22 protein-coding genes are annotated in these 25093 nt (G+C 72.8%); 11 read left to right on the top strand and 11 right to left on the bottom strand.

The window, feature by feature from the left end; genetic code table 11:
- The first annotated feature begins 163 nt into the window (after positions 1-163).
- Positions 164-586, top strand: a complete 423-nt coding sequence (gene trxA / locus ACZ5GP_RS02270) for a thioredoxin (protein WP_468748954.1) — start codon at positions 164-166, stop codon at positions 584-586.
- A gap of 22 nt (positions 587-608) precedes the next feature.
- Here trxA and ACZ5GP_RS02275 read toward each other — a convergent pair whose 3' ends face one another.
- Complete coding sequence (locus tag ACZ5GP_RS02275) at positions 609-1643, bottom strand: LacI family DNA-binding transcriptional regulator (RefSeq protein ID WP_468748955.1); 1035 nt, start codon at positions 1641-1643, stop codon at positions 609-611.
- Positions 1644-1821: 178 nt separating this feature from the next.
- Between ACZ5GP_RS02275 and ACZ5GP_RS02280 the strand changes: the two genes are divergently transcribed.
- On the top strand, positions 1822-3252 hold the full coding sequence (locus ACZ5GP_RS02280) for an amidase (protein WP_468748956.1): 1431 nt from the start codon (positions 1822-1824) through the stop codon (positions 3250-3252).
- A gap of 93 nt (positions 3253-3345) precedes the next feature.
- Here ACZ5GP_RS02280 and ACZ5GP_RS02285 read toward each other — a convergent pair whose 3' ends face one another.
- Entirely contained in the window at positions 3346-4416 is a 1071-nt protein-coding gene (locus tag ACZ5GP_RS02285; RefSeq protein WP_468748957.1) for a glycosyl hydrolase family 18 protein, read from the bottom strand.
- Between the two features lie 252 nt (positions 4417-4668).
- On the opposite strand from ACZ5GP_RS02285, the gene egtA reads away from it, so the two are divergent.
- The 4 genes from egtA to egtD are packed head-to-tail and all read left to right on the top strand — an operon-like array spanning position 4669 to position 9066.
- Positions 4669-6012: an ergothioneine biosynthesis glutamate--cysteine ligase EgtA gene (gene egtA / locus ACZ5GP_RS02290; RefSeq protein ID WP_468748958.1), complete on the top strand. Its 1344-nt coding sequence runs from the start codon at positions 4669-4671 to the stop codon at positions 6010-6012.
- Complete coding sequence (gene egtB / locus ACZ5GP_RS02295; protein WP_468748959.1) at positions 6009-7352, top strand: ergothioneine biosynthesis protein EgtB; 1344 nt, start codon at positions 6009-6011, stop codon at positions 7350-7352. Before egtA ends, egtB begins: the two co-directional genes overlap by 4 nt.
- Complete coding sequence (gene egtC / locus ACZ5GP_RS02300; protein WP_468748960.1) at positions 7352-8107, top strand: ergothioneine biosynthesis protein EgtC; 756 nt, start codon at positions 7352-7354, stop codon at positions 8105-8107. The genes egtB and egtC overlap by 1 nt, the downstream gene beginning before the upstream one ends.
- Positions 8104-9066: an L-histidine N(alpha)-methyltransferase gene (gene egtD / locus ACZ5GP_RS02305; protein ID WP_468748961.1), complete on the top strand. Its 963-nt coding sequence runs from the start codon at positions 8104-8106 to the stop codon at positions 9064-9066. Before egtC ends, egtD begins: the two co-directional genes overlap by 4 nt.
- Before the next feature lie 27 nt (positions 9067-9093).
- Here egtD and ACZ5GP_RS02310 read toward each other — a convergent pair whose 3' ends face one another.
- Positions 9094-10350 carry an extracellular solute-binding protein gene (locus ACZ5GP_RS02310; protein ID WP_468749072.1) on the bottom strand — a complete coding sequence of 419 codons (1257 nt, stop codon included), beginning with the start codon at positions 10348-10350 and terminating at the stop codon, positions 9094-9096.
- 238 nt (positions 10351-10588) lie between these two features.
- Between ACZ5GP_RS02310 and ACZ5GP_RS02315 the strand changes: the two genes are divergently transcribed.
- Positions 10589-10804, top strand: coding sequence for a dodecin (locus ACZ5GP_RS02315; RefSeq protein WP_358586921.1), 216 nt, complete (start codon positions 10589-10591; stop codon positions 10802-10804).
- A gap of 36 nt (positions 10805-10840) precedes the next feature.
- Here ACZ5GP_RS02315 and ACZ5GP_RS02320 read toward each other — a convergent pair whose 3' ends face one another.
- A complete protein-coding gene (locus tag ACZ5GP_RS02320) occupies positions 10841-11329 on the bottom strand; it encodes a phosphatase domain-containing protein (RefSeq protein WP_468748962.1) in 489 nt (162 codons plus the stop codon).
- Between the two features lie 59 nt (positions 11330-11388).
- Here ACZ5GP_RS02320 and ACZ5GP_RS02325 point away from each other — a divergent pair, with 59 nt between their 5' ends.
- Positions 11389-12399: an LLM class flavin-dependent oxidoreductase gene (locus tag ACZ5GP_RS02325; RefSeq protein ID WP_468748963.1), complete on the top strand. Its 1011-nt coding sequence runs from the start codon at positions 11389-11391 to the stop codon at positions 12397-12399.
- 35 nt (positions 12400-12434) lie between these two features.
- Here the strand turns inward: ACZ5GP_RS02325 and ACZ5GP_RS02330 are convergent, their stop codons facing one another.
- Positions 12435-12854 (bottom strand): cold shock domain-containing protein, encoded by a 420-nt coding sequence (locus ACZ5GP_RS02330; protein WP_468748964.1) that lies wholly within the window; start codon positions 12852-12854, stop codon positions 12435-12437.
- 166 nt (positions 12855-13020) lie between these two features.
- On the opposite strand from ACZ5GP_RS02330, the gene ACZ5GP_RS02335 reads away from it, so the two are divergent.
- The gene (locus ACZ5GP_RS02335) at positions 13021-15369 is read left to right on the top strand and encodes an ATP-binding cassette domain-containing protein (protein WP_468748965.1); all 2349 of its coding nucleotides are present in this window, start codon (positions 13021-13023) and stop codon (positions 15367-15369) included.
- Between the two features lie 25 nt (positions 15370-15394).
- Here the strand turns inward: ACZ5GP_RS02335 and ACZ5GP_RS02340 are convergent, their stop codons facing one another.
- The 3 genes from ACZ5GP_RS02340 to ACZ5GP_RS02350 are packed head-to-tail and all read right to left on the bottom strand — an operon-like array spanning position 15395 to position 18807.
- Positions 15395-16141, bottom strand: a complete 747-nt coding sequence (locus tag ACZ5GP_RS02340) for a succinate dehydrogenase/fumarate reductase iron-sulfur subunit (protein ID WP_468748966.1) — start codon at positions 16139-16141, stop codon at positions 15395-15397.
- A complete protein-coding gene (locus tag ACZ5GP_RS02345; protein WP_468748967.1) occupies positions 16138-18096 on the bottom strand; it encodes a fumarate reductase/succinate dehydrogenase flavoprotein subunit in 1959 nt (652 codons plus the stop codon). The genes ACZ5GP_RS02340 and ACZ5GP_RS02345 overlap by 4 nt, the downstream gene beginning before the upstream one ends.
- 3 nt (positions 18097-18099) lie before the next feature.
- Positions 18100-18807 (bottom strand): succinate dehydrogenase, encoded by a 708-nt coding sequence (locus tag ACZ5GP_RS02350; protein ID WP_468748968.1) that lies wholly within the window; start codon positions 18805-18807, stop codon positions 18100-18102.
- 94 nt (positions 18808-18901) lie between these two features.
- On the opposite strand from ACZ5GP_RS02350, the gene ACZ5GP_RS02355 reads away from it, so the two are divergent.
- Positions 18902-19783 (top strand): LysR family transcriptional regulator, encoded by an 882-nt coding sequence (locus ACZ5GP_RS02355; RefSeq protein ID WP_468748969.1) that lies wholly within the window; start codon positions 18902-18904, stop codon positions 19781-19783.
- Positions 19784-19821: 38 nt separating this feature from the next.
- Here ACZ5GP_RS02355 and ACZ5GP_RS02360 read toward each other — a convergent pair whose 3' ends face one another.
- The 3 genes from ACZ5GP_RS02360 to ACZ5GP_RS02370 form a co-directional block, all read right to left on the bottom strand.
- Positions 19822-21966 (bottom strand): putative bifunctional diguanylate cyclase/phosphodiesterase, encoded by a 2145-nt coding sequence (locus ACZ5GP_RS02360; RefSeq protein WP_468748970.1) that lies wholly within the window; start codon positions 21964-21966, stop codon positions 19822-19824.
- On the bottom strand, positions 21963-22775 hold the full coding sequence (locus tag ACZ5GP_RS02365) for an SAM-dependent methyltransferase (protein WP_468748971.1): 813 nt from the start codon (positions 22773-22775) through the stop codon (positions 21963-21965). The genes ACZ5GP_RS02360 and ACZ5GP_RS02365 overlap by 4 nt, the downstream gene beginning before the upstream one ends.
- Before the next feature lie 229 nt (positions 22776-23004).
- Positions 23005-24030 carry an SCO0930 family lipoprotein gene (locus ACZ5GP_RS02370; RefSeq protein ID WP_468748972.1) on the bottom strand — a complete coding sequence of 342 codons (1026 nt, stop codon included), beginning with the start codon at positions 24028-24030 and terminating at the stop codon, positions 23005-23007.
- A gap of 515 nt (positions 24031-24545) precedes the next feature.
- Here ACZ5GP_RS02370 and ACZ5GP_RS02375 point away from each other — a divergent pair.
- Positions 24546-25082: a hypothetical protein gene (locus ACZ5GP_RS02375; RefSeq protein WP_468748973.1), complete on the top strand. Its 537-nt coding sequence runs from the start codon at positions 24546-24548 to the stop codon at positions 25080-25082.
- Positions 25083-25093: the final 11 nt, after the last annotated feature.

A 25093-nucleotide genomic window follows, 5' to 3' on the forward strand; every position in this document is an offset into this window, starting at 1 on the left:
GGGGACAGTCTGTCGGGAGGTGTGTGCCGCGGCCACATGGGTAAGCGCGCGGGACACGCCTGTGCGCGTACGGAACAGGTCCGTGCGCGCGGGCGGAATACGTTTCGCACCATCGGCCGTTGTGGACAGCGGCCATGCCCCACACAGGAAGCAGGGACACACCATGAGCAGCGCGACGCTGGAGCTCACCAAGGAGAACTTCGACCGCACGGTCACGGACAACGAGTTCGTTCTGATCGACTTCTGGGCTTCGTGGTGCGGCCCCTGCAAGCAGTTCGCCCCGGTCTACGAGAAGGCCGCCGAGGCCAACCCGGACCTGGTCTTCGCCAAGGTCGACACCGAGGCGCAGCCGGAGCTGGCTGCCGCCTTCGACATCCAGTCCATTCCGACCCTGATGATCGTCCGCGATCAGGTGGCGGTCTTCGCCCAGCCGGGCGCACTGCCCGAGGCGGCGCTGGCCGACGTCATCGGCCAGGCCAGGAAGCTGGACATGGACGAGGTGCGCAGGCAGATCGCCGAGGAGCAGGCCAAGCAGCAGGACCCGCAGGACCAGCAGGACCAGCAGGACCAGCAGGACCAGCAGTAGGAGAGGTGCAGCGGGGCTCCGGTCAGCTGGACTCGCGGTGCACGACGTCCGCGCCGAGGACGTCGTGCACCTCGGGTTCGGCGCCCGGGTCGCGCACCACGCGGTCGACGAGTTCGGCGAGGCCGCGGCCCGAGGGCAGCTCGATGCGGACGGTGCTGAGCCGGGGCCTCAGCAGTCGGCCGAGCACCAGGTCGTCGGAGCCGATGAGGGCCGTCTCGTCGGGGATCGCGATGCCTTCGTCCTGGAGGGCCCGCATCAGCAGCATGGCGTACTCGTCGTTGTAGGTGAACACGCCCTCCAGGTCCAGGGAGCGCCAGCGGGCCGCGAGCCGGGCGGCGGACTCCTCCTCGTGGGCGAGGGGCAGCTCCACGACCGAGGCACCGGTGACGTGCGCGGCGTCGACCGCCGTGCGCAGTCCCTCGACGCGGGGCCGCGAGAAGTTCTCCAGTCCTGGCTCCGCGGGGACGACCACCCCGATCCGGCGCCGGCCGCGGGCCAGCAGGTGCAGGGCGGCGGCCTCTCCCACCCGGCGGCCGTCCATCAGGAGGGCGTGGGCGCCCTCGACGCGGTGCGGCCCGAGCGTGAAGACGGCCCGGGCACCGGAGCGCTTCAGGACCGTCACGCCGCGCGGTCCGAGCGCCGAGGCGTCGGGCGCGAGGACGGCGACGGGGCGCAGCTCGGCCCAGGCGCGCGCGGCGTCCTCGCCGGTCATGCCGAGGCTGCCGTACTGCACGACGGTGTAGTCGAGGCGGCTGAGCGCCCACTGGAGTTCGTTGAAGAACCGGCTGAAGAGCGGGCCCATCGGGATCTCCGAGGTGGGCATGAGGACCATCCGGCTGTGACCGGCGCGCAGACTGCGGGCGGCGGCGTGCGGGACGTAGCCCAGTTCTCTCGCGGCCTGGTGGACGCGGCGTCGGGTGGGCTCGCTGATGCGCACGGAGGCGGTGTTGTTCAGGACGTAGGACACGGTCGCGCGGGAGACGCCCGCGAGGCGGGCGACATCGGTGCTCGTCGGCACGGGGCGCCGCGCGGGCTGCTGGTTCGGTATCTGCGCCATGGCATCGGCATCTTCGCAGACCGGGGTGGGGCCCTCGACGGCGGGCGGCCAGGATCCTTTCGGCGGCGCGGCGTGAACTTCCGTTCCCCTGAACCGTCTTGATCCGTCCGGCTCGTTCCCCGCCGGGCTACTCGCCGGTTAACGTGCGGGCATCCGTCCTCGACCGGAGGTGCCCCGCATGACCGCCGACCGTGCCGAAGGGCTGGCGCGCACCGCTCGCGCGCTGGCCGCCTCAGAGGTCTCCTCGCGTGAGCTGACCGAGCGGACACTGGCCAGGATCGAGGCGGCGCAGCCCGTCCTGAACGCCTTCAAGCGGGTGCGGGCCGAGGCCGCGCTCGCCGAGGCGGACGCCGCCGACCGGGAGTTGGCGGCGGGCGGCCCGTCGGCCGGGCGGCCGCTGCTGGGGGTGCCGCTGGCCGTCAAGGACGACATGGACGTCGCGGGCGAGCCGACCGCGTTCGGCTGCGGGGGCGAGTTCCCGCCGAAGTCCGAGGACTGCGAGGCCGTGCGGCGGCTGCGGGCGTCCGGCGCGGTGATCGTCGGCAAGACCAACACCTGCGAGCTGGGGCAGTGGCCCTTCACGGAGGGGCCGGGGTTCGGGGACACCCGCAATCCCTGGCACACCGGGCACACGCCGGGGGGTTCGTCGGGCGGCTCGGCGGCGGCGGTCGCCGCGGGCCTGGTCCCCGCCGCGCTGGGCTCCGACGGCGCGGGGTCGGTGCGGATACCGGCCGCGTGGACGCAGCTGGTCGGCATCAAGCCGCAGCGCGGGCGGATATCGACGTGGCCGTGGCCCGAGGCGTTCCAGGGGATCACCGTCAACGGCCCGCTCGCCAGGACCGTCGCCGACGCCGCGCTGCTCCTCGACGCGGCGAGCGGCAGCCACGCGGGTGACCTGCACCGGCCGCTGCGGGTGCGTGCCGCCGAGGCCGCGACCCGGGACCCGGGGCGGTTGCGGATCGCCCTGTCGCTGCGCATGCCGTTCACGGCCACGGCCAAGCGGCTGCACCCCGGGGTGCGGCAGCGGGTCGTGGCGCTGGCGGACCGGCTCGCCGCGCTCGGGCACGACGTGGAGGCGGCCGATCCGGACTACGGTCTCATCGGCCTGGCGTTCGTGCCGCGCGCCACGGCGGGCATCGCGGAGTGGGCGGAGCACGTCCCCGACGCCTCGCTCCTCGACCGGCGCACCCGTGAGGCGGCCCGCGTGGGGCGGTTGCTGGGCGGCGCCCCGTTGCGGCTCGCGCGGCGCGCCGAGGCGGCGCTGCACGAGCGGGTGGGTGCGGTCTTCTCCACGTACGACGTGGTGCTCGCGCCGACGACGGCCGCTCCCCCGCCCCGGATCGGCGCGCTGGCCGGCCTGAGCGGCCTGCGCACCGACCGGGCGATGATCGCCGCCTGCCCCTACGCGTGGCCGTGGAACGTGCTCGGCTGGCCCGGCGTCAACGTCCCCGCCGGGCGTCTCGCGGGCGGTCTGCCGGTCGGCGCCCAGCTGCTGGGCCCCGCGGGCAGCGAGCCGCTGCTGATCTCCCTTGCCGCACAGCTGGAGGCGGACCAGCGCTGGTACGAGCAGTGGCCGGCGCCCGTCCCCGGGGCACCGGCGCGGGCGTGAGGAGCGGCGCCGGGCCGGCGCAGCGCGAGGGCGCGGGGCGGCGCGGCGGGGCCTCAAGGGCCGGCCCGGCGGGGTCACAGGACGGCGGCGGGGTCACAGGGTGGCCAGGGTCCGCCACAGCTCCGGGTCCTCGAAGCCCAGCGCCCACAGCACGGTGTGGCGCACGCCGTACCGCCGCAGCACGGGCAGGTGGGCGGCGGTGCCGCGAGCGTCCTGGTACCAGACCGTGCGGCGGGTGCCGCCTTCCGTGTACGTGAAGTGGGGCGTGCCGGAGGCGGGGTCGAGGTGGTAGGGCGCGCCCACCTTGCGGCGCAGCGCCTCCGCCTCCTTGGAGGTGACGTGCCGGGCGCGCCCTCGGCCGGCGACAGCCCAGTCCCAGCCATAGGCGGGCAGTCCCATCTCCAGCTTGTCGACCGGTACGTCGGCGGTGGCGCGCCGCAGGATCTCGTCGTACCACGCGGGCGTCGACAGCGGGCCGGGGGCGCCCTCGGCCCAGTGGAGGTTGTACGCCATGACGCGCAGCCGGTCGGCGGCGGCGCCGAGCCGCTTGTAGTCCCAGACCCGGCCGGTGCCGGCGGTCTTCGGCGAGACGGTGACGACGCACTGCTTGCGCAGGGCGTGCAGCTGCTCGCACAGGTCGGTGACCAGCGTGGCGTACCCGTCGCGGACCTTCTCGTACGCGGCGTCGCCGGTCGGTGCGATGGTCTCGTAGTCGAGGTCGAGGCCGTCGTAGTCACGGCTCTTGACGACGCGCAGCAGGGTCTCGATGTGCGTGGCGCGGCGGCCCGCGTCGGTGACCACGTCGGCCAGCGCGCCGCGCGGCATGCGCTCCATGACGGTCGGCACGACCTTGATGCCCGCGCCGTGCAGTCCGTCGACGACACGCCGGTCCGCCGCGTGGAGGTGCGGGTCGACACGCCCGGCCGCCTTCGTCTCGTACCAGAAGGGGCTGACGGTGTGCAGCTGGTCCGCGTGGCGCAGGGCGGTGGCGTACGCGGCCTCCTGGTCCCAGTACGGGAGCCAGGCGGAGGCCGTGCGGGGCGGCGCGGCCGGGGTGGGCGGCGGCGGGGTGGGGTCGGAGGCCGCGGGGACGGGCGCGAGCACCGCCGCCGCGGCGGCGAGGGCGACGAGGACGGTGGCCCGGCGGGGGTGACGAGGCATCATGGACCGAGCCTGCGGGCCGCGCGGGGCCGGCGCCGCGTGGAGTGGGCCGGACAGGTCTGCGACGGCCCCCGTGTCGTTCGGGAGCGGCCGCGGCCGGCGCTCCTCGGGGCGCGGGTGAACGGCCGGTGAGCCGGGGGTGTCGGCCGGGCGACAGAAATTCCTGGTGCGAGAACGGCTTCAAGGGCACTCTTGTGCGGATGGCTTCAAGGGTCTTGGGTGTGACGAGCACCTGCGACAGGAAAGGATCCTCCTATGCCCGAGGGAGACTGTACGAAGCACCTCCCTCCACCTCGTACCAAGGCACCGGACCCGGTGACCGAGGCGGAGGTGGAGGCACTGGTGCGCGGCATCTGCTTCAAGACGGGGCCGCCCCGCACCACAGGCGTCGAACTGGAATGGCTCGTCCACGAACCCGGACTGGCCCATCTGCCGGTCCCCGCGGCCCGTCTCGAAGCCGCCTATGCCGCCCTGCGGGCGCTGCCCCTGAAGGCGTCGCTCACCGTCGAACCCGGCGGCCAGCTGGAGCTCAGCTCGCTGCCCGCCGCTTCCCTGACGGAGTGCGTGTCGGACATGCGGGCCGATCTCGGTCTCGTCCGTGACACCTTGCGCGACCATCGCCTCACCCTCAGCGGGATCGGCGCCGACCCGTGGCGGCCGCCTTCGCGGTTCCTGCGCGAGCCGCGCTACGACGCGCTGGAGTCCTGCCTCGACCGCGGCGGCCCCGCCGGGCGCCGCATGATGTGCTCGACGGCGTCCGTGCAGATCTGCCTGGACGCGGGGTACGAGGAGCCGGGCCCGCTCGGCTACGCGCGGCGCTGGCGTCTGGCGCATCTCCTCGGTCCGGTCCTGGTGGCCGCGTTCGCCAACTCGCCGCTCCAGGAGGGCCGCCCCACCGGCTGGCGCTCCACCCGGCAGGCCGTGTGGGCGGGCATCGAACCCGGCAGGTCCGGCGCCCCGTCGCTGGAGGGGGAACCGCGGGAGACCTGGACGCGGCACGCCCTCGACGCGCCGGTCATGTGCGTGAAGAGACCGCCGGGCGAGGAGGGGGCGTGGACCGTCCCGGAAGGGTTGACCTTCCGTGACTGGACCCGCTCGGGCCTGCCGCGGCCGCCCACCCGCGACGACCTCGACTACCACCTGACGACGCTGTTCCCGCCGGTCCGCCCGCGCGGCCACCTGGAGCTGCGCATGGTCGACGCCCAGCCGGGCGAGGACGGCTGGATCGTGCCGCTCGCCGTGACGTGCGCGCTGTTCGACGACGCGCAGGCGGCCGAGACCGCCTACCGGGCCGTGAAGCCGCTGGCCGAACGGGACGGCCCGCCCGGCTCCGTCGCCGCCCCGCACAGTCCGCTGTGGCTGGACGCGGCGCGCCACGGCACGGCCGACGCCGAGCTGCGCGAGGCCGCCCTGGTCTGCTTCGCCGCCGCCGTCGACGCGCTGCCCCGGCTGGGCGCCGACGCCTCGGTGCGGGACGCCGTCGCCGCGTACGCCGAGCAGTACGTCGCGCGGGGCCGCTGTCCGGCCGACGACCTGCTGGACGGCCCGGGCGAGGCACTTGGACACGACGACGCCACGGGGAAGGACGCCCGACGATGAACGGCCCCACCACCGATGCGCAGGCCCTGCGCGAGCGCGCGCTCGCCGCGCTCCTCGCCGCCCGGGACCGCACGTCCCTGCTGACCGACTGTGTCGAGGACGCCGAACTGACGGCGCAGCACTCGCCGTTGATGTCGCCCCTGGTCTGGGACCTCGCGCACATCGGCAACCAGGAGGAGCAGTGGCTGCTGCGCGCGGTCGCGGGCCGCGACGCCATGCGGCCGGAGATCGACTCGCTCTACGACGCCTTCGAGCACCCCCGCGCCGAGCGGCCGAGCCTGCCGCTGCTCGCTCCCGCCGAGGCCCGCGGCTACGCGGCCGAGGTCCGGGGGCGGGCCCTCGACGTGCTGGACAGCACGCCGTTCCACGGCAGCGCGCTCACCGACGCGGGCTTCGCGTTCGGCATGATCGCCCAGCACGAGCAGCAGCACGACGAGACCATGCTCATCACCCATCAGCTGCGCTCGGGGCCCACCGCGCTCACCGCGCCCGACCCGGAGCCGGCCCCGCCCTTCACCGGGCCGACCGAAGTCCTGGTCCCCGGGGGCCCGTTCACGATGGGCACCTCCACCGAGCCGTGGGCCCTGGACAACGAACGGCCCGCGCACCGCCGCCTGGTCCCGCCGTTCTTCATCGACACCACGCCGGTGACGAACGCCGCGTACCAGCGTTTCATCGCGGACGGCGGCTACGAGGAGATGCGCTGGTGGTCACCGGCCGGGTGGGCCATGGTCCGGCGAAACGGCCTGCGGGCGCCGCTGTTCTGGCGCCGCGAGGGCGGGCAGTGGCTGCGGCGCCACTTCGGGACCGTGGAGCCGGTGCCCGCCGACGAGCCGGTGCTGCACGTGAGCTGGCACGAGGCCGACGCGTACGCGCGCTGGGCGGGCCGGCGCCTGCCGAGCGAGGAGGAGTGGGAGAAGGCGGCCCGGTACGACCCGGTCACCGACCGCTCCCTGCGCTACCCGTGGGGCGACGAGGACCCCACCCCCGAGCGGGCGAACCTCGGGCAGCGGCACCTGCGGCCCGCCCCGGCGGGCAGCTATCCGGCGGGCGCGTCACCGTTGGGCGTACGGCAGTTGATCGGCGACGTGTGGGAGTGGACGTCCAGCGACTTCCTGCCCTATCCCGGCTTCGCCGCCTTCCCCTACCGGGAGTACTCGGACGTCTTCTTCGGCGGCGACTACAAGGTGCTGCGCGGCGGGGCCTTCTCGGTGGACGCCGTGGCCTGCCGGGGCACGTTCCGCAACTGGGACCACCCGGTGCGGCGGCAGATCTTCGCCGGGTTCCGCACCGCACGGGACGCCGGCCCCTCGGAGGCGTCCGCGCCGGAGGTCTGCTGATGTGCCGTCACATCGCCTATCTGGGACCGCCGGTGCCGCTGGAAAGCCTCCTCGTGACACCCCCGCACGGCCTGTACCGCCAGTCGTGGGCGCCCCGCCGCCAGCGGTACGGCACGGTCAACGCCGACGGCTTCGGGGTGGGCTGGTACGCGGACGGGGACCCCGCGCCCGCGAGATACCGCCGCACGGGGCCGATCTGGGGCGACCAGTCCTTCGCCGACCTCGCCCGGGTCGTCCGCTCGGGGGCGCTGCTCGCCGCGGTGCGCGACGCCACCCTGGCGGGTGCCGACGGGGAGGCGGCGGCCGCGCCCTTCGCCGCCGGGCCCTGGCTGTTCAGCCACAACGGCGCCGTCAAGGGCTGGCCCGGGTCCCTGGCCGCCCTGGCCGAGGGCCTGCCGCCCGCCGAGCTGCTCTCGATGGAGGCACGCTGCGACTCCGCGCTGGTGTGGGCGCTCGCCCTGCACCGGCTGCGGCGCGGCGAGGCGGCGGGACAGGCCCTGGCCGACACCGTCCTGGAGGTCGCCCAGGCCGCCCCGGCCTCCCGCCTGAACCTCCTTCTGACCGACGGCGACACGATCACCGCGACCGCCTGGGGCGACACGCTCTGGTACCGCGCCGAGCCCGGTCGCAGCACCGTGGTCGCCTCCGAGCCCTACGACGACGATCCCCACTGGCGCGAGGTGCCCGACCGCACCCTGCTCGCCGCGAGCCCCACCGACGTACTGCTGACACCGCTCAAGGAGCCACCCGCGTGAGCCCGTTCCTGTTGACCCGCACCCTGCCCGAGGACGCGACCGGCGCCGCCCTGCGCGCCGACGTGCTGCACGGCCTGACCAGTGCCGTGAAGACGCTGCCGCCCAAGTGGTTCTACGACGCGCGCGGCAGCGCCCTCTTCGAGGAGATCACCACCCTGCCGGAGTACTACCCGACGCGCGCCGAGCGGGAGATCCTGCTCTCGCGGGCCGCCGAGATCGCGGACGTCACCGGCGCCCGCACCCTGATCGAGCTGGGCTCGGGCTCGTCGGAGAAGACCCGCCACCTCATCGACGCCCTGACGTCCCTGCACACCTACGTGCCCGTCGACGTCAGCGAGAGCGCGCTGACCGGCGCGGCGAACACCCTGCTCGCGCAGCGGCCCTCGCTCGACGTGCACGCCCTGATCGCCGACTTCACCCGGGGCCTCGCCCTGCCGGGGACGCCCGGGCCGCGCCTGGTGGCCTTCCTCGGCGGCACGCTCGGCAATCTCCTGCCCGCCGAACGCGCCGCGTTCCTGTCCTCGGTGCGCGACCTGCTGGCCCCCGGGGACGCGCTGCTCCTCGGCACCGACCTGGTGAAGGACGAGTCGGTGCTGGTCTCGGCGTACGACGACCGGGCCGGGGTGACGGCCGCGTTCAACAAGAACGTCCTGGCGGTGATCAACCGCGAACTGGACGCCGACTTCGACCCGGCCGCCTTCGACCATGTCGCCGTCTGGAACCGCGAACACGAGTGGATCGAGATGCGGCTGCGCTCCACGGCCGACCAGACGGTGAAGATCTCCGCGCTCGACCTGGCCGTCGACTTCGCCGCCGGTGAGGAGATGCGCACGGAGATCTCCGCGAAGTTCCGACAGGACGGCGTACGCGCCGAACTGGCGGCCTCGGCACTGGATCTGACGCACTGGTGGACGGACGAGCGGGGCCGCTTCGCGCTGTCGCTGAGCACGCCGGTGTGACACCGGCCGCGCGGGGCGGCCCCCCGGTCACAGTCCGCTGATGTTCAGCGCCCTGGTGATCTCACGGGAGGCCGCACGGGCCTCGGTGGCCGGGTCGCCGCCCGTCAGGACCGCCGTCATGTACTCCTTGATGGGGTTGTCGGCCTCGACGGCGGCCCAGCGCGGCGAGTTGGGCGTCGCCCGCCCGTTCGCCGCGCCGGCGGCCATCGCGGCGACGCCCTCCTCGCCGGCGACGGCGGGGGCCAGCTTCGCCTTGTTGGGCACGTAGTTCATGGTCCTGGCCAGGTCGGTCTGCCATTTCTTGCCGGCCAGGGCCTCGATCACCTCGACGGCGCCCTTGTGGTCGTCGCCGCGTTCGGGAACGACGAGGTCGGAGCCGCCGGTGAAGACCGCGCCGGGCCTGCCCGCCTTCTTGCCGGGGATCGGGAAGTAGCCGAGCCTGCCCTTCAGGCGGGGGTTCTTCTCCTCGATGGCCCGGGCCGCGCCGGGCACCGCGATGATCTGGGCGACGCCGCCGCCCGCGAACACCCCGGCCTGCGACGGGTGTTCCTCGTCGGCGTCGCGCGGGCCCCGGCCGAGGGCCTGGAGGCGCTGGTAGAACGCCATGCCGCGCAGCGCGGGGCCCGTATGCAGGCTGCCGCGCCAGTCGCCGGAGGACTCCTTGGTCTCCTTGGCGAGGTCGCCGCCCTCGTCCCAGATGAATCCGGCGAGGGTGTACCAGTCCTGGCCCGCGAGGTAGATGCCCTGGTCGCCTCCGGTGTTGAGCTTCTCCGTGTCCGCGAGCCACTCCTCGCGGGTGCGCGGCGGCCGGGTGATGCCCGCCTTCTCGAAGAGGTCCTTGTCGTAGATGACGACGCGGTTGGCCGCGTACCAGGGAATGCCGTACTGGGCGCCGTCGTAGCGGCCCGGCTCGGCGAGGCCGGGCAGCCAGTCGTCCATGCCGAGGTCGCGCGCGGACTCCAGGGTGAGGTCGTACAGGCCGCCCTCGTCGACGTACTGCGCGACCTGGGTGTTGCCGACCTCGATGACATCGGGCCCCGTGCCGTCCTCCGCCTTCAGCGCCCGTTTGACCTTCGCGCCGATGCCCGTCCACTCCTGGACCCGGACGTCCAGGTCGATGTCGTCGTGCTCCTCCTCGAACTCCTCGGTGAAGCGCTCGACGAACTCCGGGGACGCGCTGCCCCTCATGAGCCAGACGGTGACGGTCCTCGGCTCGTCCTGCCCGGGCAGCAGCCCGCACCCGGCCAGCAGGACGGCACAGGAGAGGGTGAGGGCCAAGGGCATGGCGGGGCGGCGGTGCGGGTTCACGTGGGTCACTTTCTGCCTGCGGACAGGGAGGGGCAGCCCGACGCGGGGGGTGAGCAGATGGCTCGAACGGGTACTGGCTGGATTTTGGTCCGTACCAATGGACCGGTCAAGGGGTGTTTCGTCACGGACGCCGTCTCGCGTGCCGGCATGTGCTGGTGCACGGTGGAGTGGCGTACTTCCAAGACGTCACCCCACGGCCGGGAGGAATTCCCTCATGTCGGACCACACCTACCGCGTCACCGAGATCGTCGGCACCTCCCACGAGGGCGTCGACCAGGCGATCCGCAACGGCATCGCGCGGGCCTCGCAGACGCTGCGCTCGCTGGACTGGTTCGAGGTCACGCAGGTGCGCGGACACATCGAGGACGGGCAGATCCAGCACTACCAGGTCGGGCTGAAGGTCGGCTTCCGCCTGGAGGACGAGGCGTAGGCGCCGCACCGGGCGCCTGTCCGCCGGAGGGAGCGGTCAGGTGCGGCCCTCGCGTTCCTGGGCGTCCCACAGCTCCCCCGACGGACTCGCCCAGTCGGCCCGTACGACCGTGAAGCCCGCGCGGCGCGCTTCGGCGCAGACCAGTTCGTCGTCGTCCACGAGCACGCGCACCTCCCGCGCGCGGGCCATGGTCCGCAGGATCTCCAGCTTCGTGCGGCGGGCGGGCCGACGGTCGTCATCGCGGCGCATCCAGACGCGGCCGGGCGGCAGGCCCTGGCGGGCCAGCCACTCCTCGGTGTCCGTGCGGCAGCGCTCGGGGCGTCCCGTGAGGTAGACGACCTCGCACTCCCGCGTACTGTCCAGGGCCAGCGCCACGCCCCGTGCCAGCGGCGGATCGTCGGACGCCGCGGCGAAGAACGCGTCCCAGTCGCGGGGCGCGTGCTCCAGGTACCGCTGCCGGTGCGCGGTGTCCGCGAGGGTGCCGTCGAGGTCGAACACGGCCAGAGGTCTGCTGTCGTCGCTCACGGCGCCAGCGTAATCAGCGCCGCCGGGAATCACGGCGGACGTGAGGCGTTGAAGCCTGTGTGAGCTCAGTGATCGCGGCAACCCGGTTCTCCGTCCTCGACCGCTCGCGCACCCGTGAGGGGCACGACGGGTCCGAGGCCCTGCGCGACACCGTGCGCCTGGCCCAGGAGGCCGAGGCGCTCGGCTACCACCGCTTCTGGGTTTCCGAGCACCACGGCGTGCCGGGGGTGGCCGGCTCGGCGCCGACGGTCCTCGCCTCGGCGGTCGCCGCGGCCACCCGCACCATCCGGGTCGGCACGGGCGGCGTGATGCTGCCCAACCACCGGTCGCTGGTGGTGGCCGAGCAGTTCGGGGTGCTGGAGTCGCTGTTCCCCGGCCGGATCGACATGGGCCTCGGCCGTTCCGTCGGGTTCACGGACGGGGTCCGCAAGGCGCTGGGGCACGACAAGCACGACGCGCGGGACTTCGCCGCCCAGCTGACCGAGCTGCTCGCCTGGTTCCGCGGCACCTCCGGCACCGGCGTCCACGCCCGCCCGGCGGAGGGGCTCACGGTCCCGCCGTACGTGCTCGCCGTCGGCGAGGGCGCGACGATCGCGGCCGAAGCGGGGCTTCCGCTGGTCATCGGGGACATCAAGGGGCGCGGGAAGATGCTGCGCGGCATCGAGACGTACCGCGGCGCGTTCCGCCCCTCGCCCTGGCTGGCCGAGCCGTACGTCATGATCGCGGGCACGGTCGCCGTCGCCGGCAGCGAGGAGGAGGCCCGCCGGCTGCTCATCCCGGAGGCCTGGTCGATGGCGTACTCCCGCACGCACGGCACGTTCCCGCCGCTGCCGCCGGCCGAGCGCGTGGAGGCGCTGGCCATGACGGACAAGGAGCGCGGCTTCTACGAGTCGGGGCTGCGCGGCCAGGTGCACGGCACGCCCGAGCAGGTCGCCGACGAGCTGGAGCGGGTCATCAAGGAGAGCGGCGCGCAGGAGGTGCTGGTGACGACCAGTACGTACGACCGCGCCGGGCTCAGCCGGTCCTTGCGGCACCTGGCCGAGGTGGCGGGGCTGACCCCGGCCGCCTGAGGTCCCGCCCGCGCCACCTCATGCCGCGAGGCCGCTCAGGAGTCCGCCCACCCCCGCCTCTCGGCGAACTCCAGCAACCTCGCGCGGACGCGCACGATCTGCTCGCCCGTCAGGTCGGGCGCGGCGGACAGCAGGGCTTCGGTGATCTCGTGGGTGAACTCGGCCCGCGACAGGACGTCGCACACGCCCTCGTCCCCGGCCGCCGGCGTCGCGTGTCCGTCGGCGGCGGGCGCGGTCGGCGCCACGTGGTCCGTGAGGTGTGCCGCGAAGGCCTTGCGGCCGCGGTCGTTGGCGATGATCTGGAACTCGACGCGCGCCCCGGGGACGAGGGCCCCGGGATCGCCCGCGAAGACCGACGTGTGCAAGAAGACGTCCTCGCCCCCGTCGTCCGCCGCGATGAATCCAAAACCGCGTGTCTCGTCGAACTTGAGAATCGTGCCCGTACCCGAAGCCATGTCCCCCACCGCCTGACGCCGCCGCAAGAGCGCACACCCTAACAAGGGCCCTCGGCACCCGGATAGACCTGGTCGGGCTCCGGCGCGTGAGGGGTGCGCGGGTCCTCCGCGCCGCGGGGAGGTAAAATTGTGGGGTTTGTCCCCGAGCCGCGTACGGAGCCCGCCCATGCACAGCCCCCACGACCCGTACGTACGCGTCCGGGGTGCCCGGGAGCACAACCTCCGGGGTGTCGACGTGGACATCCCGCGCGACGTCCTCGCCGTCTTCACCGGCGTCTCGGGGTCCGGCAAGTCCTCGCTCGCCTTCGGGACGATCTACGCCGAGGCCCAGCGGCGCTACTTCGAGTCCGTCGCGCCGTACGCCCGGCGTCTCATCCACCAGGTGGGCGCCCCGAAGGTCGGGGAGATCACGGGGTTGCCGCCCGCGGTCTCGCTCCAGCAGCGCCGGTCGGCGCCGGGCGCGCGCTCCTCCGTCGGCACGGTCACCACCCTGTCCAACTCGCTACGGATGCTCTTCTCCCGTGCGGGCCGCTACCCCGAGGGCGCCGAGCGGCTCGACTCCGACGCCTTCTCGCCGAACACCGCGGCCGGCGCGTGCCCGCAGTGCCATGGCCTCGGCCGGGTGCACCGCACCTCTGAGGAGCTGCTGGTCCCCGATCCCTCGCTGTCCGTCCGCGAGGGGGCGATCGCCGCCTGGCCCGGCGCCTGGCAGGGCAAGAACCTCCGTGACGTCCTGGACGCGCTGGGCTACGACGTGGACCGCCCGTGGCGTGAGCTGGCGGCGGCCGACCGGGAGTGGATCCTGTTCACCGACGAGCAGCCGGTGGTGACCGTGCACCCGGTGCGCGAGGCGGGGCGGATCCAACGCCCGTACCAGGGCACGTACATGAGCGCCCGGCGCTATGTGATGAAGACCTTCTCGGACTCCAAGAGCCGGACGCTGCGCGCCAAGGCGGAACGGTTTCTCACCAGCGCCCCTTGCCCGGTGTGCGCCGGGAACAGGCTGCGCCCCGAGGCGCTTGCCGTGACGTTCGCGGGCCGGACGATCTCCGAGCTGGCCGCGCTGCCCCTGTCGGACCTGGCCGAAGTCCTGGAAAGCGGGGCCGGTTCGTCACGGACGGCGCGCGTGCTCACCGATGATCTGCTGGCCCGTATCGCGACCGTCACCGAACTCGGACTCGGCTATCTCAGCCCGGACCGCGCCACTCCCACCCTGTCGGCGGGCGAGCTCCAGCGTCTGCGGCTCGCGACGCAGCTCCGGTCGGGGCTCTTCGGTGTGGTGTACGTCCTGGACGAACCGTCGGCCGGCCTCCACCCGGCGGACACCGAGGCCCTGTTGACGGTTCTCGACCGTCTCAAGGCCGCCGGGAACACCGTCTTCGTCGTGGAGCACCATCTCGATGTCGTGCGGCACGCGGACTGGCTCGTCGATGTCGGACCGCAGGCGGGCGAGCACGGCGGGCGGGTGCTGCACAGCGGCCCGGTGGCCGAACTGGAGGGCGTCGAGGAGTCCGCGACGGCCCGTTTCCTCTTCGGCCGCGCTCCGGCTCCGGTACGCCAAAGGCGTACGCCCCGGGGCTGGCTGAAGGTCGGCCCGGTCACGCGGCACAACGTACGCGGGGTGACGGCGGAGCTGCCTCTGGGCGCCTTCACCGCCGTCACGGGCGTCTCGGGTTCCGGCAAGACCACACTCGTCGGCGAGATCAGCGAGGAGCTGCCGGGAGTCGGCCGGCTGGTCCGCGTCGACCAGAAGCCGATCGGGCGCACCCCGCGCTCCAACCTCGCCACGTACACCGGTCTCTTCGACGTCGTGCGCAAGATCTTCGCGGGCACGGACGCGGCGCGCGAGCGCGGGTACGGCGTCGGGCGGTTCTCCTTCAACGTGGCGGGCGGCCGGTGCGAGACCTGCCAGGGCGAGGGGTTCGTCAGCGTCGAGCTGCTCTTCCTGCCGAGCACGTACGCGCCCTGCCCGGACTGCGCGGGGGCCCGCTACAACCCCGAGACGCTCGAAGTGACGTACCTGGGCAGGAGCATCGCCCAGGTCCTCGACCTGACGGTCGAGGCGGCCGCGGAGTTCTTCGCGGACACCCCGCCCGTGCTGCGCAGTCTGCGCACGCTCCTGGATGTCGGGCTCGGCTATCTGCGGCTCGGCCAGCCGGCCACGGAGCTGTCGGGCGGCGAGGCCCAACGGATCAAGCTGGCGGGCGAGTTGCAGCGGGTGCGGCGTGGCCACACGCTCTATCTCCTCGACGAACCGACGACCGGCCTGCACCCCGCCGACGTGGAGGTGCTCACGCACCGCCTGCACGAACTGGTCGACGCCGGGAACTCGGTGGTCGTCGTCGAGCACGACATGGCGGTGGTAGCGGGCGCGGACTGGGTGATCGACCTGGGCCCGGACGGCGGCGACAGCGGCGGACGGATCGTCGCCGCGGGCCCGCCCAGGGACGTGGCCCGGGCGGAGGGCAGCCGCACCGCCCCGTACTTGGCCCGGGCACTGGGCCAGGCACCGTAAAGGGACGCGGGCCCCTGCGAAAGTGCTACCGGCTCACCCTCCGGGTGGCTCGCAGCCACTCCTTGTTCATCGCGGAGATGGAGGGCAACGGGATGCCCTTGGGGCAGGCGGAGGCGCACTCGCCGGTCAGCGTGCAGCCGCCGAAACCCTCCTCGTCCATCTGCGCCACCATGTCCAGGACGCGGGTCTCCCGCTCGGGCGCGCCCTGCGGAAGCACGTTCAGATGGTTGACCTTGGCGGAGGTGAACAGCATGGCCGACCCGTTGGGGCAGGCCGCCACGCACGCCCCGCAGCCGATGCACTCGGCGTGCTCGAAGGCGGCGTCGGCGTCCGGCTTGGGCACGGGGGTCGCGTGCGCGTCGGGCGCGGAGCCCGTCGGGGCGCTGATGTAGCCACCGGACTGGATGATCCGGTCGAAGGCCGAGCGGTCCACCACGAGGTCCTTGACGACCGGGAAGGCGGCGGCGCGCCACGGCTCGACGTCGATGGTGTCGCCGTCGGCGAAGGACCGCATGTGGAGCTGGCAGGTCGTGGTCCGCTCGGGGCCGTGCGCGTCGCCGTTGATGACGAGCGAGCAGGCGCCGCAGATGCCCTCGCGGCAGTCGTGGTCGAAGGCGACGGGGTCCTCGCCCTTGACGATCAGCTCTTCGTTGAGCGTGTCGAGCATCTCCAGGAAGGACATGTCCGAGGAGATGCCGTCCACCTCATACGTGGACATCGCGCCGTCGGCGTCGGCGTTCTTCTGGCGCCAGACGCGCAGGGTGAGCTTCATGCGTAGCTCCGCTGGGTGGGGTGGACGTACTCGAAGACGAGGTCTTCCTTGTGCAGGACGGGGGCCTCGCCGGTGGCGGTGAACTCCCAGGCGGCGGCGTAGGAGAACTCCTCGTCGCGGCGGGCGGCCTCGCCGTCGGGGGTCTGGGACTCCTCGCGGAAGTGGCCGCCGCAGGACTCGGCGCGGTGCAGGGCGTCGAGACACATCAGCTCGGCGAGTTCCAGGTAGTCCACGACGCGGTTGGCCTTCTCCAGGGACTGGTTGAACTCGGCTCCGGTGCCGGGGACCTTGACGCGGCGCCAGAACTCCTCGCGGATCCGCGGGATGCGCTCCAATGCCTTGCGCAGGCCGCTCTCGGTGCGGGCCATGCCGCAGAACTCCCACATCACCTCGCCGAGTTCGCGGTGGAAGGAGTCGGGGGTGCGGTCGCCGTCGACGGCGAGGAGCAGGTTCAGGCGGTCCTCGGTGTCGGCCAGCACCTCCTGGACGACGGGGTGTTCGGCGTCGATGTCGCCTTGGTGGGGGTTGCGGGCGAGGTAGTCGTTGATGGTGGAGGGCAGGACGAAGTACCCGTCGGCGAGGCCCTGCATGAGGGCGCTCGCGCCGAGCCGGTTGGCGCCGTGGTCGGAGAAGTTGGCCTCGCCGACGGCGAAGAGCCCGGGGACGGTGGTCTGGAGGTCGTAGTCGACCCACAGTCCGCCCATCGTGTAGTGCACGGCGGGGTAGATCCGCATGGGCACCTCGTACGGGTTCTCGGCGGTGATCCGCTCGTACATGTCGAAGAGGTTGCCGTACTTCTCCTCGACCTTCTGCTTGCCCATCCGCCGGATGGCGTCGGCGAAGTCCAGGTAGACGCCCTGACCGCCGGGGCCCACTCCCCGGCCCTCGTCGCACACGTTCTTCGCGGCGCGCGAGGCGATGTCGCGGGGCACGAGGTTACCGAAGGAGGGGTAGATGCGCTCCAGGTAGTAGTCGCGCTCGTCCTCGGGGATCTCGTTCGGCGGGCGCCGGTCGCCCTTGGCCCGCGGCACCCAGATGCGGCCGTCGTTGCGCAGGGACTCGCTCATCAGCGTCAGCTTGGACTGGTGGTCGCCGGTGCGCGGGATGCAGGTGGGGTGGATCTGGGTGAAGCAGGGGTTGGCGAAGTACGCGCCGCGCCGGTGGGCGCGCCAGACGGCGGTGGCGTTGGAGTTCATGGCGTTGGTCGACAGGTAGAACACGTTGCCGTAGCCGCCGGTGGCCAGCACGACGGCGTCCGCGAAGTAGGTGTCGATCCTGCCGGTGATCAGGTCGCGGGCGACGATGCCGCGGGCCCGCCCGTCGACGACGATCACATCCAGCATCTCGGTGCGCGGATGCATCTCGACGTTGCCGGCGGCGATCTGCCGCGACAGTGCCTGGTAGGCGCCGAGCAGGAGCTGCTGGCCCGTCTGGCCGCGCGCGTAGAAGGTGCGGGACACCTGGACGCCGCCGAAGGAGCGGGTGTCGAGCAGTCCGCCGTACTCGCGGGCGAACGGCACGCCCTGCGCCACGCACTGGTCGATGATCTCGACGGAGATCTGCGCGAGACGGTGCACGTTGGACTCGCGGGCACGGAAGTCGCCGCCCTTGACGGTGTCGTAGAAGAGGCGGTGGACGGAGTCGCCGTCGTTGCGGTAGTTCTTCGCGGCGTTGATGCCGCCCTGCGCGGCGATCGAGTGGGCGCGGCGCGGTGAGTCCTGATAGCAGAACTGCACGACGTGGTAGCCCTGTTCGGCGAGGGTGGCCCCGGCGGAGCCGCCGGCCAGTCCGGTGCCGACGACGATCACGGTGTGCTTGCGGCGGTTGGCGGGGTTGACCAGCTTGGCCTGGAAGCGGCGGGTGTCCCAGCGCTCGGCGATCGGTCCGCTCGGGGCCTTGGTGTCGACGAGCGGTTCACCGGTCGCGTACGCGCGGTACTCACTGAAGTGGTTCATGGGTCAGCTCACCAGTCCGGTCATGACGGCCACGGGTACGGAGACGAAGCCGACGGTCAGCACCAGGGCGAGGCCGCCCGCCAGGGGCTTGAGGACGCGGTCGCGGGTGGCGGTGCCGACGCCGAGGGTCTGCGCGGCGCTCCACAGGCCGTGCCGCACGTGCAGGCCGAGGGCGACGACGGCGACGATGTAGATGACGTTGCCGTACCAGGTCGAGAAGGTGTCGATGACGTTCTGGTACGGGTGCAGGTGCTCGTAGCCACCCGGGTGCACGGTGCCGGTCGTCAGGTCGAGGACGTGCCAGACGATGAAGAGAGCGAGGATGACGCCTCCCCAGCGCATGGTGCGGGTCGCGAAGCTCGCCCGCGCCCGCTTGTGGACGTACGGGGTGGGGCGCGCCCGGATGTCGCGGCGGCTGAGCTGGTAGGCGGACGTGGCGTGTGCGACGACGGCGGCGACGAGGACCACGCGGATCAGCCAGAGCGTCCACTCGCGGTGCATGAACGGCGCGCCGACGGTGCGCAGCCAGTGGGCGTAGTGGTTGATCTCCTCCGGTCCGAAGAAGATCTTGAGGTTGGCCACCATGTGCGCGACCAGGTAGAGCAGCATGATCAGACCGCTGACCGCCATGACGGTCTTCTTGCCGACGGTGGAGTCCCAGAGCGTGCGGGTCATGGACGGCCGTTTGTCCGTCCGCGTTGCCAGAGCCATGCCGGTGACGCTACGGCCGAAGGCCCCGATCGGTCCAAGAGATGGTTCTGCTCATCTCGATAGCCTGTGCCTATGCACAACGTACAGTGCGGGCATGCAATTCCAGCAGCTGCACTACTTCGTCGCGGTCGCCGAGACACGGCACTTCACGCGGGCGGCGGAGAAGGTCCATGTCTCCCAGCCCTCCCTGTCGCAACAGATCCGGGCCCTGGAGAAGGAGCTGGGCGCGGAGCTGTTCAGCCGGGCCCGCGGCAACATCACGCTGACCGACGCGGGCGAGGCGCTGCTGCCCCTGGCCCGCCGCATCCTCGCGGACGCGGACACCGCCCGGATCGAGGTCCAGGAGCTGGCGCGGCTGCGCCGGGGCCGCATCCGGCTCGGCGCGACCCCCAGTGTGTGCACGGGGCTGCTCCCGCAGGTGCTGCGCGCCTTCCACGACCGGCATCCGGGGATCCAGCTCCTCATCGAGGAGAGCGGATCGCACGACCTCGTACGGGCGCTGGCGCGCGGCGCGCTGGACCTGGCGCTGGTGGTGCTTCCGCTGCCCGGCCCGGCGCCCGCGCTGACCACCGTGGAACTGCTGCGCGAGGACCTGGTCGTGGTGTCGTCCCCGCGGGCCCGGGCGCTGGGCGCCACCGTGCGGATCGCGGATCTCGCGGCCGAGCGCCTCGTGATGTTCCGCCACGGCTACGACCTGCGGGAGCTGACCGTCGCCGCCTGTCGCGCCGAGGGGTTCGAGCCCGAGTTCGCCGTGGAGGGCGGTGAGATGGACGCGGTGCTCGGCTTCGTGCGGGCGGGGCTCGGCGTGGCGGTCGTCCCGCGCATGGTGGCCGAACGCTCGGGCTCGGACCTGCGGGTGACCCCGCTGGCCGGCCCGAGCCTGCACCGGACGATCGCCCTCGCGCACCGCAGTGACGTGGCCCCGCCGCGGGCGGCGCGGGAACTCCAACGGATGCTGCTGGCCCGGGACGGGTGAGGTTTTCGGGGACCGCCTCGCCGGGGTACCCCCGGCGGTCAGCTGATCGCGTCCGCAAGCGCCAGGTCATGCAGCTGGTCCGGCGGGCCGGGCCTCGCGTAGTACCAGCCCTGTGCCGTGTCGCAGCCCAGTTCCCGCAACTGGTCCGCCTGCGCGCCCGTCTCGACGCCCTCGACGGTGACCGCGAGGTCCAGGCTGTGGGCGAGCGAGACGATGCCCTCGACGATCTTCAGGTCGACCGGGTCGGCCGGGAAGTGCTGCATGCCCTGGGTGAAGGAGCGGTCGAGCTTGAGGACGCTCACCGGCAGCCGCCGCAGGTTGGCGAGGTTGGAGTAGCCCGTGCCGAAGTCGTCGAGCGCGATGTCCACGCCCATCTCGGCGAGCCTGCGCAGCGGTTTGAGCAGGTCGTCGTCGGCTCCTATCAGCGCGGACTCGGTCACCTCCAGGCAGAGCGAGCCCGGTTCGAGGCCCTCGCGCTCCAGGATGTCGACCGTGTCGGAGACCAGGCCCGGGTGGGTGAGCTGCATGGGCGAGAGGTTGACGTTGACCCTCAGCGGCCCGGCGGCCGCCCCGACCGAGGTGCGCGCCTCCCACAGCCGGGCCTGGCGCATGGACTCCTCGAGGACCCAGCGGCCGAGCGGCACGATCAGGCCGGTGTGCTCGGCGAGCGGGATGAACCGGTCGGGCCCGATGACGCCGTGCTGCGGGTGCAGCCAGCGCACGAGCGCCTCGGCGCCGCGCACACTGCCGTCACCGAGGTGCACCAGCGGCTGGTACTCGATGAAGAACTCGCCGCGCTCCAGAGCCGCGGGCAGCGCCGTGGTCAGGCCGTGCCGGGTGATGGCACGGGCGTCCGCCTCGGGGTCGGCCAGTTCGTAGCGGTTGCCGCCCGCGGACTTGGCGCGGTACATCGTGATGTCGGCACTGCGCAGCACGTCGGCCGCGCCGCGCTCCCCGGCCGGGCCCTCCACGATGCCGATGCTGCCGCGCACGGTCAGCTCGCGGCCCTCGACGCGGATGGGGGCGGCGAGGGCGTTCATGATGCGCCCGGCCAGCTCGTCGACCTCGGTCTCGGTGTCGGGGCCCGTGGTGAGCGCCACGAACTCGTCGCCGCCGAGCCGGGCGACCATCTCGCCGGGCGCGGTGGCGCACGACTGGAGGCGGTCGGCGACCTCCACGAGCAGCCGGTCGCCGGCCGCGTGCCCGAGGCTGTCGTTGACGGTCTTGAAGCCGTCGAGGTCGAGGTAGCAGAGCCCGAAGCGGGCGTTCTCCCCCGCCGCCAGGGCCTTCTCCAGGCGCTCGAAGAACAGCGTGCGGTTGGGCAGACCGGTGAGCGCGTCGTGGGTGGCCTCGTAGCGCAGGCGCAGGTTGAGCAGCCGCCGCTCGGTGGTGTCCTCCATCAGCGCCAGCTGGTACTGCGGCAGTCCGTCCGCGTCGCGCAGCAGCGAGACGGTCAGGTTCGTCCACAGGACGGTGCCGTCGGGGCGGTAGAAGGCCTTCTCCACGCGGTAGTGCTCACGCTCGCCGCGCACCAGTTCCTCGTACAGCTTCCATACGTGGGGCGAGTCGTCGGGGTGGGTCCACTCCGCGGCGTTGCGCCCGCGCAGGTTGCTCTCCAGGCCGCCGAACATGCGGACCAGCGCGTCGTTGACCTCCAGGATCGTGCCGTCGAGGTCCGCGATGCCGATGCCGATGGCCGCGCCGTGGAAGACGGCCCTGAAGCGTGCCTCGCTCGCGTGCAGGGCTTCGGCGACGGCACTGCGGGCGCTGAGCGCGGCGCGGGAGATCGCCTCCTGCTCGGTCAGGGTGCGCTCGCGCAGCGCCTGGGCGAAGCCCGCGGCGACCGCGTGCTGGATCCGCGCGCTGCGGGCCCGCAGCTCCTCCTGAGGGCCTTCGCCGCCGCAGTACAGGACCAGGTAGGCCTCGACGCAGTCGAGGGTGCGGCTGAGCGCCTCGGGGTCGGTGCAGTGGGTGTCGATCAGGGCGGCCCCGACGGCCTTGCCCTGCGCCGCGTCGAAGAACCGCTCCTGGAGCGCGTCCCGCAACCTGCGGGCCAGCGGCACCAGTTGCAGCTCGAACTCGGGGCGGGTCAGCGAGGTGGCCGTCACCGGGAAGATCGCGCGGCTCCAGATGGTGGCGAACCTGCGGAGTCTTCCCTCCGGTCCGTCCGGTTCGGCGCTCAACGCTTTTGTCCCACACCCGCGAACCCCGAGAAGGAGTAGGGGTCCTCCTCCTCGGGTGCCGTGTCGGGCCGCCAGCGCGGCATCGGCACCAGGCCGGGTTCCACCATGTCGTACCCCTCGAAGAACCGCGCGATCTCCTCGCGCGAGCGCATGATCAGTGGATTGCGGATGTCTTTGTATACACCGACCGTCCCGCCCGCCTGCTCGGGGGTTACCGGAATCCCTTCGTACGACGCGTGGGTGAGGACGATCAGGCTGCCGGGCGCGAGGGCGTCCCTCAGCTCGGCGACGGCCGCGCAAGGATCGTACGCGTCCTCGACGAAGTGCAGGACGGCGACGAGCAGCAGGGCCACCGGGCGGTCCAGGTCGAGGAGGGATTCCACCTCCGAACTGCCCAGAATGTCGCGGGGCTTGCGCAGGTCGGCGGTGAGGACCGCGCACCGTTCGTCACCGTCGAGGACGGCCTTGCTGTGGGCGACGGCGACCGGGTCGTGGTCGACGTACACCACACGTGCCTCGTCGCTGGCCTCCTGCGCCACCTCGTGGACGTTGCCGAAGGTGGGGATGCCGGAGCCGATGTCGAGGAACTGGGTGACGCCCCGGTCGACGGCGTAGCGGACCGCTCTGCGCATGAAGGCGCGGTTGGCCTGCATGACCTTCGGCAGGCCCGGCATGAACTCCATGGCCTTGCGGGCGGCCTCCCGGTCGACCTCGAAGTTGTGCGAACCGCCCAGGTAGTAGTCGTAGATACGGGAAACGCTGGGCATCGTGAGATCGATGCCGAGCGGGGCCCAGGCGGGACGCTCCATCAAGACTCCAAGGCATAGGGGCACAGGGGCATAGAGGCATAGGGGGTGGCGCGGGCGATCCGATGTTCGAGGGTGAGGCTACTGATCGTCCGCCAAGGGGGCGAGTCAAAACGGAAATCCGCCGTCCGTTCTCGGTCACCGCCCTCGGCACGTACCCTGTCCCACGCCGAAGACCGGCCCGTCCCTCCTTGTGAGGGGGACGGGCCGGTCGGCCGTGCTCCGTGGGGGGCTACTTGGGCGCGCCCACTGCCTTGCCGTCGGGGCTCGCGGCGTACCAAGTGCCGCCCACGCCCTGGCCGTTGGTGTCGCCCGGCTTCTTGTCGCCCGCGAAGGTGTACAGCGGCCAGCAGCCGATCGTCTGCTGCTTGGCGCCGTCCGGGCGGTCGTAGGTCATATAGCCCTTCTTCTTGATCCCCTCGGTGTCCGCCTTGTCGACGGGGGCGACGGCGGGCCACTTCTCGGCGCAGGCGCCCACGCAGTTGGACTTGATCGGCCAGGCCGAGTCCTTCGTGAAGCGGTAGACCGTCATGCCGTTTTTGTCCACGACGATCTCGCCGAGTTTCGGGTCCTTGCGGGTGGACAGGCCCGCGGGGTCGGCGGGGGACGCCTCCGGCGGTGCGGTCTCGGCGGGAGCTGTCTCGGCGGGGGCGGTTCCGGCCGTCGCGGGCGAGGCCTTCTTGCCGTCGGGGGCCGCCGCGTACCACGTGCCGCCCACGCCCTGGCCCGTGGCGTCGCCGGGCCCGGCGTCCTTCGCGTACCGGTACACCGGCCAGCCGTCGATGGTGAGTTGCTTGGTGCCGTCGGCGGCGGTGACCTCGCCGAGCAGCGACTCGTCGACGCCCGGCGCGGCCTTGGCGCCGCTCGCGGCCACCGCCGGCCAGGTCTTGAGGCAGGCCGCGTCGCAGGTGGACCGGGGTGGCTGGGCGGTGTCCTTGTCGAAGCGGTAGAGCGTGAAGCCCGCGCTGTCGGTGACGACCTTGCCGAGCTTCTTGCTGTCCCACACGGCGAGTTGGCCGGCCGGCTTCGCCTTGGCGGCCGCTCCCTTGTCGGCGGCACCGGAGTCGGCTCCGTAGCCGTCGCCCGCGCCGTAGCCGTCGCCCTTGGCCGGGGCCTCGTTGCCCACGTTCTGGCCGTTCGGCGACTGCTCGCCCTTCTCCTGTCCGCACGCCGTCGTCAAGGCAAGCAGGGCCGCAGCCGTCGCTACGAGCGAGGCGCTCCGCCCGGCCCGCGGGGCTCGCCCACTTGGATGCCGCATCTGTGACTCCCGCTGTCCGCTGGGGTGTTGTGGCGCCTGATTGCGTCACACCTGGCCCTAGGTACGGGCCGGAGTGACCCTCGCGTTCAACGGGTCCGCGCATTTCTTCGCACGGTGCCGACGGTCACGGCAGCCGGGCGGAGGGTGCGGCGCTCGGCCGAGAAGGGGCGCACTGCGTCAATCCCGCGGCAGCGACACATCCCCCCTTCGGGGGAAGTGGGAGCGTTCCGGCGTGCCTACGGCGGCCGGCGCCCATTATCTCGGTCGTGCATGGAACCTCGCCGACCTCATCCCCGCCAGGGCGTATTTCGAAGGTGCCGCCGTCCGCTCGCGGGGCGGGCCCGGCGGCGTCCGGCGCGTGCGAACGCGAGGCGGAGGGCCGCCCCGGAACCGGCGGCATCCGGGTGCTCCCGACGCGACCGAAGACGATTCCCCCGTGCCGTTCGGGCGTACGGGGAAGCCTGCCAAGGGTCGCCGGGCGGGCGGGACGTCCGAAATACGCCCTGGTCACCCGCGTGTGGGCGCTCCTTGTGCTGACGTTGCTGATCGGCGCCTGCGCCGCCGGCGGCACGGCCGTGGCCTCCGACTGCGGGTACGCCTCGATCGACCAGGGCGGCGCCTCCTCGGGCGGCAACATCGCCGTGGCGGGCGACGGCGACTGCTGGGCAGGCCCCACGCACCGGCCGAAGCCCCCGGCCCCGCCACCCGCTCCCCCGCCCCCTCCGCCACCGCCCGCGCACGCGCCCCCGCTCCCGCCGCCCCCACCGAAGGCGCAGGCCGTGAAGCCGCCGCCGGCCGCTCCCGCACCGAAGCCGAGTCCCGCTCCGCCCACGCCCACGCCCACGCCGTCCAGGTCCGCCCCGAAGCCGCCCCCCACACCGGGGGCGCCCGCTCCCGGCAGGACGGTCAAGCCGGCGCCATCCGTGACGTATCCGGTGTATCACCCTCCGCCGCGCAAGCGTCCACCGCGGCGCGGCCCGTCCCTCGTCTCCCTCACCCTGCTCATCACGGCGCCCGCGGTGCTCGCCGTCGCCGCGCTCCGTCCCCGCTGACCGCCGGAGGT

This window comes from Streptomyces sp. NPDC031466 (assembly GCF_055581265.1).

Coding starts and splice junctions, on each gene's coding strand:
- trxA (WP_468748954.1), top strand. CDS start 164: ATGAGCAGCGCGACGCTGGAGCTCACCAAGGAGAACTTCGACCGCACG.
- ACZ5GP_RS02275 (WP_468748955.1), bottom strand. CDS start 1,643: ATGGCGCAGATACCGAACCAGCAGCCCGCGCGGCGCCCCGTGCCGACG.
- ACZ5GP_RS02280 (WP_468748956.1), top strand. CDS start 1,822: ATGACCGCCGACCGTGCCGAAGGGCTGGCGCGCACCGCTCGCGCGCTG.
- ACZ5GP_RS02285 (WP_468748957.1), bottom strand. CDS start 4,416: ATGATGCCTCGTCACCCCCGCCGGGCCACCGTCCTCGTCGCCCTCGCC.
- egtA (WP_468748958.1), top strand. CDS start 4,669: ATGCCCGAGGGAGACTGTACGAAGCACCTCCCTCCACCTCGTACCAAG.
- egtB (WP_468748959.1), top strand. CDS start 6,009: ATGAACGGCCCCACCACCGATGCGCAGGCCCTGCGCGAGCGCGCGCTC.
- egtC (WP_468748960.1), top strand. CDS start 7,352: ATGTGCCGTCACATCGCCTATCTGGGACCGCCGGTGCCGCTGGAAAGC.
- ACZ5GP_RS02310 (WP_468749072.1), bottom strand. CDS start 10,350: ATGCCCTTGGCCCTCACCCTCTCCTGTGCCGTCCTGCTGGCCGGGTGC.
- ACZ5GP_RS02315 (WP_358586921.1), top strand. CDS start 10,589: ATGTCGGACCACACCTACCGCGTCACCGAGATCGTCGGCACCTCCCAC.
- ACZ5GP_RS02330 (WP_468748964.1), bottom strand. CDS start 12,854: ATGGCTTCGGGTACGGGCACGATTCTCAAGTTCGACGAGACACGCGGT.
- ACZ5GP_RS02335 (WP_468748965.1), top strand. CDS start 13,021: ATGCACAGCCCCCACGACCCGTACGTACGCGTCCGGGGTGCCCGGGAG.
- ACZ5GP_RS02340 (WP_468748966.1), bottom strand. CDS start 16,141: ATGAAGCTCACCCTGCGCGTCTGGCGCCAGAAGAACGCCGACGCCGAC.
- ACZ5GP_RS02345 (WP_468748967.1), bottom strand. CDS start 18,096: ATGAACCACTTCAGTGAGTACCGCGCGTACGCGACCGGTGAACCGCTC.
- ACZ5GP_RS02350 (WP_468748968.1), bottom strand. CDS start 18,807: ATGGCTCTGGCAACGCGGACGGACAAACGGCCGTCCATGACCCGCACG.
- ACZ5GP_RS02355 (WP_468748969.1), top strand. CDS start 18,902: ATGCAATTCCAGCAGCTGCACTACTTCGTCGCGGTCGCCGAGACACGG.
- ACZ5GP_RS02365 (WP_468748971.1), bottom strand. CDS start 22,775: ATGGAGCGTCCCGCCTGGGCCCCGCTCGGCATCGATCTCACGATGCCC.
- ACZ5GP_RS02370 (WP_468748972.1), bottom strand. CDS start 24,030: ATGCGGCATCCAAGTGGGCGAGCCCCGCGGGCCGGGCGGAGCGCCTCG.